The organism is Vibrio gallicus (genome assembly GCF_024346875.1).
Classification (GTDB): Bacteria; Pseudomonadota; Gammaproteobacteria; order Enterobacterales; family Vibrionaceae; genus Vibrio; species Vibrio gallicus.
Genome location: NZ_AP024871.1, coordinates 1,768,105 through 1,780,240 on the forward strand (window position 1 = coordinate 1,768,105; position 12,136 = coordinate 1,780,240).

A 12,136-nucleotide genomic window follows, 5' to 3' on the forward strand; every position below is an offset into this window, starting at 1 on the left:
CTCATACAAAAAAGCCCCTTATAGATCCTCTATAAAGAGCCTTTATTTAATTTCAATTAGTTAAACCTATAATGCTTGGCTAGCTTGCTGCGCTTTTTTGTTGGCTTCAAATTGTTGCACCTGTCGCTTAAAGGCGTCGATTCTATCGCGCGTCATTAGAGCATACTTGTCATCTAATACATTCCCACCAAGATCATCGGCAATCATCTGCGCAGTATGTAGCATTAGTTTAAAGTTTTGCTCTGCATCTCCATAGCATGGCAAGGTCATAAAGAATGAAATGCCATCGGTATAAAAACTAGCAGGATCGATATATTCAAATGTACCTGGTTTCATCATATTGGCGACGCTAAACAAGACTTTACCATTACTGGTTAAGTCTGAATGGCGGTGGTAAATATTCATGGCACCAAATATCAAACCGTTTTGCTCCATACTCTCAAACAGGTTTGTACCCGCGAACTGTTGATGATGAGCGGCTTGAACATGTAGCACTAACACCTCTAGCTTGTCTTCGCTGACTTGTGCAGGCTCAGGTTGCTCAGCGACAGGTTGTGGTTCAACAACTTGTGGTTGAGGCTCTTCAAATACAGGCTCGATTTCAGGCTCTTCCACTGCAGTAACCGATGGAATATCTTCATCAAAATGCTTCGAGTATGCATCTGAGCTAATGGTAATAGTCGGTAGTGCATCTGTCTTAATTGATTTTGACTTAAGATGCTCCGAATCGTCTTCAACATTAACCTCAGTTTGAACATCGGAAAACATAAGAGGATCTGGGTTATCCGTCTCTTCTAATGCCGAGAAACTTGGTTCTTGTTTAGTCGTTGATTTAGACACCTTAACAACATCAAAGTCGTCAGTGCTCTGGTCCTGTTGTTTAATCTCTGAACTCTGAACTGGCTTAAGTTCAGGCTCTTCTTTTTGAAGTTTGCCCAATGGTTTATCAGAAAACTTGCCACTTTGTTCGCGGCGATTAGTCCATAATCCATGAATCAGTAGGCCAGCTATCGCTAGGATGCCGACTATGATGAGTACGATTCGCAATTCCTGCATTTTTTGCTCTCTGCTTTACCTTGGTCAGATACCCATGAGTGGTTACTTCTACTTTAACAAAACTCCTATAGAGATTTGAATCTTTTCGTTGTTTTCACTCATTTTATGCTGTGATTTTGAGCACGCTTTTCATATATTAAGCTCAAATGCCTATAAACAGGGTCACACAAGACACAATGCCTCAACATGCCACCTCTGTCCAACGCCAAACCCAAACTGGGGTTGGCTATTTTTTCACCGGCGCCAAGCTTGCAATGCAACCAGGCTTACGCCGATATGTATTTATGCCCCTCCTGATCAACGTTTTATTAATAGGTTCAGCACTGTTTTACTTGTTTTCTAACCTAAATAGTTGGATTGAACAGTGGATCGGTGGTTTGCCCGAATTCTTAGAATGGCTAACTTACGTTTTATGGCCACTACTTGCTCTTACTATATTAGCGACTTTCTCTTACTTTTTTAGCACTTTAGCCAATTTTATTGCCGCCCCGTTTTGCGGCTTACTGGCAGAAAAAGTAGAACAAACCTTGAGCCCTGAAGGAATGATAGAGGAAAGTTGGGCAGAATTAGTCAAGGATGTGCCAAGAATTTTAGCTAGAGAATGGCGAAAACTCCGCTATCTATTACCTAAAGCTATTGGGTTATTTCTACTATTGCTCATTCCTGCTTTCGGCCAAACTGTGGCTCCAGTGATATGGTTTATTTTTACCAGTTGGATGCTAGCGATCCAATACTGCGATTATCCCTTCGATAACCACAAGGTCGATTTTCAAAGCATGCGTATGAGCCTAAAAGGCAAACAATCTAAAGCTTATGGCTTTGGAGCTCTGGTGGCTTTGTTTACGTCCATCCCCATTCTTAACCTGATTATTATGCCTATTGCCGTATGCGGGGCTACCGCTATGTGGGTATCAGAGTTTAAGGACAGCTATAAGCTGTAATAATATAAACGTTATAATACAAACTGATATTAGTTATAACCTTTTATTACTTTATAACCGGATTGATGCGACTTATTCTAGGGCATATATAGACCCAAACTAATTCGCATCAATGTGCACAAGGATATAGAGCAATGAGCAAGATTTACGAAGATAACTCACTGACTATTGGTAATACTCCATTAGTTCGCCTAAACCGTGTTAGCCAAGGTAACGTTCTCGCAAAAGTTGAAGCGCGTAACCCAAGCTTTAGCGTAAAGTGCCGCATCGGTGCAAATATGGTATGGGAAGCCGAGAAACAGGGACTATTAAAGCCTGGCATAGAACTGGTTGAACCGACTAGTGGTAATACGGGTATTGCATTGGCATTTGTGGCAGCGGCTCGTGGCTATAAGCTGACTCTGACAATGCCTGAATCTATGAGCTTAGAGCGTCGTAAACTTCTCAAGGCTCTGGGTGCAAATCTTGTGCTAACTGAAGCGGCTAAAGGCATGAAAGGTGCAATCTCTAAAGCTGAAGAGATTGTTGCTCAGAACCCAGAGAGCACTTTATTGCTACAACAGTTTAATAACCCTGCCAACCCAGCAATTCACGAACAAACAACCGGTCCTGAGCTTTGGGAAGCAACCGATGGTGAAATCGATGTGTTGGTTTCTGGTGTTGGTACCGGTGGTACTATCACGGGTACAAGCCGTTATCTTAAAAAGACCAAAGGCAAAGCAATAACCTCTGTTGCCGTTGAACCGGCTGAATCACCAGTAATTGGTCAAGCGTTAGCCGGAGAAGCAATTCAACCAGCTCCGCATAAAATTCAAGGTATCGGTGCGGGCTTTATTCCTGGAAACTTAGATCTAGAACTTATTGATAAGGTAGTAACCGTCACTTCTGATGAAGCGATTGAGATGGCTCGCCGACTAATGGAAGAAGAAGGCATTCTTGCTGGGATTTCGTCTGGTGCTGCAGTCGTTGCTGCTAATAAAATAGCAGAACTACCTGAATTTAAAGGTAAAAATATTGTAACCATCCTACCTAGCTCTGGTGAACGTTACCTAAGTACAGCACTATTTGCTGGCATATTCACTGAAAAAGAAAATCAACAATAAATTATTCAAAAATTGTAGATGTATCAATTTTTAGACATAAAAAGCCCCGACTCGGGGCTTTTTTATTGATCCGTCGCTAACATTTGGTACTATGAGTTTGGTTTATTTTTCACTTCAAAATAAAAGAAGTCATAAAATAAGGGTTGAACAAGAGGTCATAAGAACCGAAGTCAATTCAACTGAAAGTAGCATTTTGCTTGGTTAATAATTCCTTACAAAATGAAAACTAATTCAGAATTCACAAACATAATCGATATAAACAACGGGGTAATTCACATGTACGAGAAGCAAGTAGAAATCACAGCAGAAAATGGTCTTCACACTCGCCCAGCAGCACAGTTCGTTAAAGAAGCAAAATCTTTCGACGCAGACATCACTGTGACTTCAAATGGCAAAAGCGCAAGCGCTAAAAGCCTTTTCAAGCTTCAAACTCTTGGTCTAGTTAAAGGTACTCTAGTAACTATCTCTGCAGAGGGCGCACAAGCTCAAGAAGCGGTAGATCACCTAGTAGCACTGATGGATGAGCTTCACTAAGCCATCCCATCTAGTTTCTAAAGCCACTTGCTTAAAAAGCCAAGTGGCTTTATTGATTTAATGCCTAGTTAGAGTAAAAATTAACACTAATCTAGGACAAAAACTGACCAATTCGAGGTACAGCTATGATCTCAGGTATTCTAGCCTCTCCGGGTATTGCTATTGGTAAAGCATTACTTCTTCAAGAAGACGAAATCGTTCTTAACACAAATAAAATTACAGCAGATCAAGTAGATGCTGAAGTTCAGCGTTTTTATGATGCGCGTTCTAAATCTTCTGCTCAGCTTGATATTGTACGACAAAAAGCATTAGAAACCTTTGGTGAAGAAAAAGAAGCGATCTTTGAAGGTCACATCATGCTTCTTGAAGATGAAGAGCTAGAAGAAGAGATTCTTGCTCTTATTAAAGGTGACAAACTTTCTGCTGACAATGCAATCCACAGCATTATCGAAGAGCAAGCAACTGCTCTTGAGTCACTAGATGACGAATATCTAAAAGAACGTGCCACTGATATCCGAGATATCGGTACGCGCTTTGTTAAAAATGCTCTAGGTATCAATATTGTATCGCTCAGCGATATCAATGAAGAAGTTATTCTTGTTGCATACGACCTTACCCCATCAGAAACAGCACAAATCAACCTAGACTATGTATTAGGTTTTGGCTGTGATATCGGTGGTCGTACATCACACACTTCTATCATGGCTCGCTCTCTAGAGCTTCCAGCGATTGTTGGTACTAACGACATCACTAAACAAGTGAAAAACGGCGACATGCTGATCCTGGACGCATTAAACAACAAGATCATCATTAACCCATCACAAGCTGAGCTTGATGAAGCGAAACAATTCCAAGAAAGTTTCCTTGCAGATAAAGCAGAGCTCGCAAAACTAAAAGACTTACCAGCTGTCACTCTTGATGGTCATCATGTCGAAGTTTGTGGCAATATCGGCACTGTAAAAGACTGCGATGGCATTATCCGTAACGGTGGCGAAGGCGTTGGTCTATACCGTACTGAATTCCTATTTATGGACCGCGATTCACTTCCTACAGAAGAAGTGCAATATCAAGCGTATAAAGAAGTAGCCGAAACAATGGAAGGTCAGGCCGTAATTATCCGTACTATGGATATCGGTGGTGATAAAGACCTACCGTACATGGACCTGCCTCAAGAGATGAACCCATTCCTAGGCTGGCGCGCAGTTCGCATCAGTTTAGACCGTCGTGAAATTCTTCGCGATCAGCTACGTGGTATTCTACGTGCATCTGCACACGGTAAACTGCGCATCATGTTCCCAATGATCATCTCGGTTGAAGAAATTCGTCAACTTAAAGATGCAATTGAAGAATACAAAGCTGAACTTCGTAGCGAAGGGCTAGCGTTTGATGAAGAAATCGAAATCGGCGTAATGGTTGAAACACCAGCCGCTGCAGCGATTGCACACCACTTAGCAAAAGAAGTTTCTTTCTTTAGTATTGGTACAAACGACTTAACTCAGTATACTCTAGCAGTAGACCGTGGTAATGAGCTTATTTCTCATCTTTACAATCCGCTATCACCAGCTGTACTTACAGTTATTAAACAGGTGATTGACGCTTCTCACAAGGAAGGTAAGTGGACTGGAATGTGTGGTGAGTTAGCCGGCGACGAGCGTGCGACACTTCTACTATTAGGTATGGGTCTAGATGAGTTCTCAATGAGCGGCATCTCTATACCAACAGTTAAGAAAGTTATCCGTAACTCTAACTTCGCAGAAGTTAAGGCAATGGCAGATGAAGCTCTGCAAATGCCAACTGCTGCTGAAATTGAAGCGCACGTTGCGAAATTTATCGCGGATAAAACCAACTAATAATATAATTCAATAGAAATTAATTGCTTAGGAGCATGTAATGGGTCTGTTTGACAAACTTAAGAAGCTGGTATCGGACGAAGGCAACACTGCAGGTTCAATCGAAATCATCTCTCCTCTGGACGGTGAAATCGTTAACATTGAAGATGTGCCTGATGTGGTTTTTGCAGAAAAAATCGTTGGTGATGGTATCGCAATTAAACCAACTGGTAACAAAATCGTTGCCCCTGTAAATGGTACTATCGGTAAAATCTTCGAAACTAACCACGCGTTTTCTATCGAGTCTACTGACGGTATTGAAATGTTCGTTCACTTTGGTATCGACACAGTTGAACTTAAAGGTGAAGGCTTTACTCGTATCGCTGAAGAAGGCCAAGAAGTTAAAGTTGGTGACACTGTTATCGAATTTGACCTAGCCCTTCTAGAAGAGAAAGCAAAATCAACTCTTACTCCTGTTGTTATCTCTAACATGGATGAAATTAAAGAGCTGAACAAACTTTCTGGTACAGTAACAGTTGGCGAGACTGCGGTACTTCGCATAACTAAATAAGTACCTTTAGGTATAAAAAAACGCAGCTTTTAGGCTGCGTTTTTTATTATCAGAATTTAGTTCTAAGCTAAGGTTTGTAACAAATTTTGGCTCGGTGCAAAGAAGTAAGCGCCAGTCACAGCTTTAGTATAATCTAGAAGATTATCTGTTTTACCATCTACTTGACCATACATGCTGTCTAGCATTGCGCTGAAGTTACTTAGGGTATTGCAATAAGCTGTAAACAATAAGCCGTGCTCACCCGATACAGAGCCGTATGGCAAGCTATGACGTACAATCTTAAGCCCCTTACCTTCTTTTTTAATATCTACACGCCCCACATGTGACTGCGCATCTACATCATCAAGTTCTATTGAGTCTGGCTTTGTGCGCCCAACAATCTTCTCTTGTTGAGAAACTGAAAGCGCATTCCATGCAGGCAGTGCATGAATAAAGCGTTGCACCATTACATAGCTTCCACCCTCAAACTCACCTTCAGCTACTAAAGCAACATCCGCGCGATCAGCCCCTTTCGGGTTCTCGGTGCCATCAACAAAATCGGTCATGTCACGAGAATCTAGATATTTGTATCCATAGGTTTCATCAACGACTTCAACCTGCTGGGAGATCTCTTGCATCAATTTGCGTAACAAGTAGAAATGCAGGTCATGACGATGAGAATGACAGTGCAGGTAAATATCAGCTTCCGTTGTAGGAGCAACCTGCTCACCACCCTCTAGTCGAGGAAAGCTCTTCAATTCTAGAGGCGGAGCTTGTTCAAATGTAGAACTCCAGAAATCATGGGAGAAGGCAATGCTACTCGTAAGGTTCGCACCAGGTTGATTGTGGTTGATCTCTCCAACCCATTCACCTACTTGACGTAGGCTCTGCATCACAAGGCGACTGTCCCCTGTAACCTTCAATAATACATATAAAGCAAATGGGCCAGGTTCTGGCACAATAGCTGTTTGCGATTGAATCATTTTCACTCCTAAAAATAGATTACATTATGATTTTACAAGGTTATGGTGTTTTAAAGCACTCTTTAACTCTATGACTATTAAATAAATATATGATTATCCAGCTTAATCCTACGATGGATACTGCACTTCCCCAACTAAACTGTCCATGCCTTAATACAACCGCTTGTAGCTCTATGACAATCTGAATAAAAGCGGTAGCCAGGACGACCCAACGCCCGATACGTACAACCTTCGCAATCCATGGTCGTTCTGGGGTACGCAGACCAATAAACCACATAATGACAATAGAAGGCAGCCCTAACCACATCATTAAATATAGATGTGAGACGCTAGGGTACAATAAGCCTAATATCTCACTGCCTTTATCACGGGTTGCTGCTGCCATAACAAATGCGACCCAGCCACGAGCTAAGAACGCTAACCCAACCCAAAGCCAGATTGGAGCCTTCAAATAGCCATGTTTATCATAATCTTCGATAAAATATCGCATTCACGTTACTCAAAAAATTAGGCATAATTCTAATTAGAATTTCTCTATACCGATCGCAATGAAAAAGAACAATACGATAATATCAAACGAAGCCCAACAGCAAGCAGAAAAAGTCGCTAAAGCAACTCAACGCCCTGGGCAAACAAAAGAACAAACTCGGCTTATCGCGCAAGGTATTGCCAAAGGTATTGCTGAATACAAAAAACAGCACAAACAAAAAGCGCGACAAGCTGATAAAGCCAAGAAGAAGAGCATACGACCTGCTGTAGCTAACCAAGCATCTGAAACCGAACTACCGGCTAGCAATGCAGTACCATCATCGAACAAAACGGGCTCTATGCTGCCGTGGATATTACTTATCTTAAGCTGGATTGGATTTGCACTCTACCTTGCTAAATAGTATTAGCTGTTAAATTGCGCTTCGAGTTGAGCGGTATTCGAGGTGAGCCACTTTTCATCTAATGGCCCCCAGTCAGATACGGTGTAATACCCATCATTATGGCGGCAACCATCTTGAATGAATTGTAAGCTTATGCCAATCCCAGGCAAAGCTTTGAGTACATCTTGAATGGTGCGACGAGGCCAGCCTGTGCGCTCAATCAGCTTGGGGACATTTGGGCGCTCAATACTCGCTATTAGGTGTGCAAGATACAAACGACGCGCGAAAACAGGATTCAATTCCATTGATACCTCCGAAAATTAGTCGTATTCATTATTACTAATATTGGTTGAGGAAAATTGAGGCGGATCAATTCAACTGTGTTCAAACACACTTTTTTAGCAAACAATAGACAAAGCAAACTGTTACAGTAACTCTACAATCGTGGAATGTAGTCTGCTAGGATGCCAATAAACACATCAACAAAGGATCTGAAATGAGTGTAATCATGTACGGTATACCAAACTGCGATACCATCAAAAAAGCCAAAAAATGGCTATTGGAAAACGACATTGAGTTTCAATTTCACGATTATCGTAAGCAAGGTATCGATACCGATTTGGTCAACGAATTTTGTCATTTGTTAGGTTGGGAGCAGGTTCTCAATAAACGTGGTACAACCTATCGCCAACTCACGGATGAACAAAAGCAGACACTCAACGAACAGACGTTAATCCCTCTTTTGGTAGAGCACCCAGCAATGATTAAGCGCCCAATCATTCGTATCGGTGAACTGCTACATATAGGCTTTAAAGCTGAACAATATAACGACATTTTTCATATTTAAAATATTCAAGGAATTAGAATGCAAGCAAGTCCAGTTTTAGAGCTAGCCAAAGATCTTATCAGTCGAGAGTCTGTAACCCCTGAAGATGCAGGCTGTCAGCCACTTATGATTGAACGCCTTAAAGCACTTGGTTTTGAGATTGAAGTATTACACTTTGAGGACACCCTAAATCTTTGGGCTCGCCGTGGAAAAGAAGCGCCCTTATTTGCTTTCGCAGGCCACACCGACGTCGTCCCAGCTGGTAATCTTACTCACTGGAATACTGCGCCATTCGAGCCACAAGTTATTGATGGTTACCTATATGGTCGCGGCGCTGCAGATATGAAAGGATCTCTTGCCGCAATGGTTATTGCAGCAGAAGAATTTATTGCTGCTAATCCTGACCATAAAGGCTCCATAGCCTTTCTTATTACCTCAGATGAAGAAGGCCCGTTCATCAACGGAACCACTCGTGTCGTAGAGACCTTGATGGCTCGTAATGAAATTATTGATATGTGTATTGTAGGTGAACCCTCTAGTACTAACTACGTTGGTGACATAGTCAAAAATGGTCGACGAGGCTCCTTTACTGGCGAACTAACCGTAAAAGGGATTCAGGGGCATGTGGCCTATCCACATATTGCAAAAAATCCGATACCCCTCGCCTTACCGGCACTTGCCGAGCTTAGCCAGGTTGAATGGGATCAAGGCAATGAATTTTTCCCACCAACTAGCTTCCAATTCCCTAACCTAAACTCAGGGACAGGCGCCAGTAATGTTATCCCCGGTGAGTTGCACGCAATGTTTAACCTGCGCTACAGCACAGAAATCACCCATGAAGAGATAAAACAGCGTATCTATCAAATACTCGATAAATACGACTTTGAATATGACCTAAAATGGACACTAAACGGCGAACCCTTTCTTACCGGAACTGGTGATCTATTAGACGCCGTTGTTGATGCTGTAGAACAAGTAAACGGTCAAAAGCCTCAATTACTGACCACTGGTGGTACCTCCGATGGTCGCTTTATCGCGAAAATGGGTGGGCAAGTGATTGAATTGGGGCCGGTAAACGCTACTATCCATAAAGTTAACGAATGCGTGAAAGCAGAAGATCTTGATCTTCTTGCCAAAATGTATCAAAACGTACTACAAAACCTACTAGTTAAATAAACCTATGACAAAAACTCAAATCCTTTGGCAGGACACACACCTAACCGGTTTATGCCAATCCCATTTAATTCCAACTAACATCAATGAACAACGTCTCCTCGTTCATACTTTAGTTGCTAGGGATTTACAAAATCTTGCTAGGGCTGCGCACGCTGAAGGATTTGAATTAAACATTGCAAGTGGATTTAGAGACTTCTCCCGCCAGAAGGCCATTTGGAATAGTAAGTTTACCGGGCAGCGTGCGATTTTAGACTCCGACTCTCACCCTATAGACCCACACTCTCTCGACGATGAACAAAAAATCACGGCTATCATGCGCTGGTCAGCACTACCTGGAGCCAGTCGTCACCATTGGGGAACAGATTTTGATGTCTACGCGCAAAACACCCTTCCTAAGGACACACACCTAAAACTAGAACCTTGGGAATACCTAGCTGGTCATCAAATACATTTTTATAATTGGCTACAAAAAAATGCACATCTATTTGGGTTTTTCTTTCCTTATAGCAAGGATTTAGGCGGGGTAGCCGCTGAACCTTGGCACATAAGCCATAAAGCAGTAGCAACTCAAGCTCTACACCACCTATCCCCTCTGTTACTTAGCAGTACATTATTAAACCACCCTATTGAAGGCTCGAGTGCCATTATCAACAATATTGATAACCTTTACGTTCGATACATCTCAAATATATCTATTGATTAGAATAAACAACATAGGACACACACCGAATGCTTTTAGATTTAATTTTTAACCCTTGGGTCATTATCTTCGTCGTTGTATGTATAGTTGTAGGGAATATTGCAGCTTTAAAGCACACTGCTAATTTTAAAATAAGTACAATGTCAGAAAAAAAACGCGATGAGCTTGAACGGTTAAAGCAGTATGACGAAGAGCGCCAAGCTAGAAACCAAAAAGATGAAAATGAACCTAATGACTTCAAAGATAAGTAATAAATGCTTTTAAGGACAGTCCGAGGTATCTCAAGGACAGTCTCATATATTTTCATCAAAGATCACGCTGTATTTAGGTACCTCGATAAGCATATTGAGGAAAATATTTACACTAGAAAGCACTGCTTATAATAGGAAGGGGAAGATAGTTAATATTGAGACAATACTAGCAGTACTAGTTCGAGTCTATTACTGGTTCCTACTACTTGTTAGGCCCCTCTTTCCTGAAGTCGATAGAGACATATCTTATTCTTACCCAAAATAGACTTTAACGCTTGAATATCATTAGGGTCACCTACCGCTGTTCGGCCTGTTTGTCCTAATTGAGTGCACACTTTAATCCACTCTTTAGGGTGAAGCTGTAACCGTTCCAATATTGGAGGGCATTGTTCACTAACTGAAGCCTTACCTTGTCGAATATGCCGAGCTGACCAATCAACTAACTCAATATAGTCTGAGAGAATCAAAGGAACACCTTCATAAGCTTCGTTTAATACATCCCCGACAAACGGATAAAGGCAAGGTGCATTAATTTCCCCTTGATAAGCTCGGGCTATTCTCGCTTTTATAGAGGTAAAATCCGACGCTTCAGGTGTATCCACAATACCAGCGCGAACAGGGTTAAGGTCAACATAGACCATTGCGGCGATCAGTGCTTTTTCATCCAACAAAGCCTGGCTTTTATACCGGCTCTCCCAAAAATGACCTCTGCAGTTATCCTCATCATTGGCTCGGCATGCAATGTCATAATTGAGCTCTTTCATGAACCAACTTAGGCACCATAGTCTCTCACGCCATTGTTCAATGATTTTCAGACAAGCCGCCTCTTCTATCGCACACTCAATCTGACCGCTTTTCCACCGCATAATCAAATTCGGTAAGTTATGCTCTAACCCCCATCTTTCAACAACTTCAAACGGTGATAAATTTTCAGCTTTGTCTTTGTTGAGGTGGATAACTAGATGATAGTGATTACTCATAATTGCATATGCACAAATATCGATACAATATAACTTAGACAAGGTTTGTAATTTCGTCTCAATCCAGTCTTTACGGTGCTCGTAGCTAATATTATTCGTGATATCTTTTCCACAAAGAAAACTTTGTCTAACACACCGCGAAACACAGTGATAATAAGGCGTCGCTTCGACAGATACGAGTTGCTTTCTTGCTGTTGTCACCAGAAACCCCCTTACAATAACAAATCATCTTATAGTGATAGTACAGTCAGGAGAGGAACACTCTTAAAGAAGCCTAAAAACCCTTCAAATAAACAAAAGTTCATACTAAATCTCATACTTTCATGCGAAAAACAAAA

15 protein-coding genes are annotated in these 12,136 nt (G+C 41.6%); 10 read left to right on the forward strand and 5 right to left on the reverse strand.

Annotated features, from left to right (window positions below):
• Positions 1-66: 66 nt before the first annotated feature.
• The gene (gene zipA / locus OCU28_RS08170; protein WP_261815717.1) at positions 67-1,056 is read right to left on the reverse strand and encodes a cell division protein ZipA; all 990 of its coding nucleotides are present in this window, start codon (positions 1,054-1,056) and stop codon (positions 67-69) included.
• Positions 1,057-1,232: 176 nt separating this feature from the next.
• Here zipA and cysZ point away from each other — a divergent pair, with 176 nt between their 5' ends.
• The 5 genes from cysZ (at position 1,233) to crr (ending at position 6,034) form a co-directional block, all read left to right on the forward strand.
• Positions 1,233-1,997 (forward strand): sulfate transporter CysZ, encoded by a 765-nt coding sequence (gene cysZ, locus OCU28_RS08175; RefSeq protein ID WP_261815718.1) that lies wholly within the window; start codon positions 1,233-1,235, stop codon positions 1,995-1,997.
• Between the two features lie 134 nt (positions 1,998-2,131).
• Entirely contained in the window at positions 2,132-3,100 is a 969-nt protein-coding gene (gene cysK, locus OCU28_RS08180) for a cysteine synthase A (RefSeq protein WP_261815719.1), read from the forward strand.
• A 276-nt stretch (positions 3,101-3,376) separates the two neighbouring features.
• A complete protein-coding gene (locus OCU28_RS08185; protein ID WP_205158071.1) occupies positions 3,377-3,634 on the forward strand; it encodes an HPr family phosphocarrier protein in 258 nt (85 codons plus the stop codon).
• Between the two features lie 125 nt (positions 3,635-3,759).
• Positions 3,760-5,484 (forward strand): phosphoenolpyruvate-protein phosphotransferase PtsI, encoded by a 1,725-nt coding sequence (gene ptsI, locus OCU28_RS08190; RefSeq protein WP_261815720.1) that lies wholly within the window; start codon positions 3,760-3,762, stop codon positions 5,482-5,484.
• A gap of 40 nt (positions 5,485-5,524) precedes the next feature.
• Positions 5,525-6,034, forward strand: a complete 510-nt coding sequence (crr, locus tag OCU28_RS08195) for a PTS glucose transporter subunit IIA (protein ID WP_261815721.1) — start codon at positions 5,525-5,527, stop codon at positions 6,032-6,034.
• Positions 6,035-6,096: 62 nt separating this feature from the next.
• Here the strand turns inward: crr and OCU28_RS08200 are convergent, their stop codons facing one another.
• Positions 6,097-6,996: a Dyp-type peroxidase gene (locus OCU28_RS08200; protein ID WP_261815722.1), complete on the reverse strand. Its 900-nt coding sequence runs from the start codon at positions 6,994-6,996 to the stop codon at positions 6,097-6,099.
• Positions 6,997-7,036: 40 nt separating this feature from the next.
• Positions 7,037-7,486, reverse strand: a complete 450-nt coding sequence (locus OCU28_RS08205; protein WP_261815723.1) for a DUF2919 domain-containing protein — start codon at positions 7,484-7,486, stop codon at positions 7,037-7,039.
• A 58-nt stretch (positions 7,487-7,544) separates the two neighbouring features.
• On the opposite strand from OCU28_RS08205, the gene OCU28_RS08210 reads away from it, so the two are divergent.
• Positions 7,545-7,886 carry a DUF2956 domain-containing protein gene (locus tag OCU28_RS08210; RefSeq protein ID WP_261815724.1) on the forward strand — a complete coding sequence of 114 codons (342 nt, stop codon included), beginning with the start codon at positions 7,545-7,547 and terminating at the stop codon, positions 7,884-7,886.
• Positions 7,887-7,888: 2 nt separating this feature from the next.
• On the opposite strand, the gene OCU28_RS08215 is transcribed toward OCU28_RS08210, so the two are convergent.
• Positions 7,889-8,170 (reverse strand): winged helix-turn-helix domain-containing protein, encoded by a 282-nt coding sequence (locus OCU28_RS08215; RefSeq protein ID WP_261815725.1) that lies wholly within the window; start codon positions 8,168-8,170, stop codon positions 7,889-7,891.
• A gap of 191 nt (positions 8,171-8,361) precedes the next feature.
• On the opposite strand from OCU28_RS08215, the gene OCU28_RS08220 reads away from it, so the two are divergent.
• From OCU28_RS08220 to OCU28_RS08235, 4 genes are read left to right on the forward strand one after another with little or no spacing between them, the layout of a single operon-like run.
• Complete coding sequence (locus OCU28_RS08220; protein WP_261815726.1) at positions 8,362-8,712, forward strand: ArsC family reductase; 351 nt, start codon at positions 8,362-8,364, stop codon at positions 8,710-8,712.
• An 18-nt stretch (positions 8,713-8,730) separates the two neighbouring features.
• Positions 8,731-9,867 carry a succinyl-diaminopimelate desuccinylase gene (dapE, locus tag OCU28_RS08225; protein WP_261815727.1) on the forward strand — a complete coding sequence of 379 codons (1,137 nt, stop codon included), beginning with the start codon at positions 8,731-8,733 and terminating at the stop codon, positions 9,865-9,867.
• A gap of 4 nt (positions 9,868-9,871) precedes the next feature.
• Positions 9,872-10,570, forward strand: a complete 699-nt coding sequence (locus OCU28_RS08230) for a M15 family metallopeptidase (RefSeq protein WP_261815728.1) — start codon at positions 9,872-9,874, stop codon at positions 10,568-10,570.
• Between the two features lie 26 nt (positions 10,571-10,596).
• Entirely contained in the window at positions 10,597-10,818 is a 222-nt protein-coding gene (locus OCU28_RS08235) for a DUF2897 family protein (protein ID WP_261815729.1), read from the forward strand.
• Between the two features lie 209 nt (positions 10,819-11,027).
• Here OCU28_RS08235 and OCU28_RS08240 read toward each other — a convergent pair whose 3' ends face one another.
• Entirely contained in the window at positions 11,028-11,999 is a 972-nt protein-coding gene (locus OCU28_RS08240; RefSeq protein WP_261815730.1) for a transposase, read from the reverse strand.
• Positions 12,000-12,136: the final 137 nt, after the last annotated feature.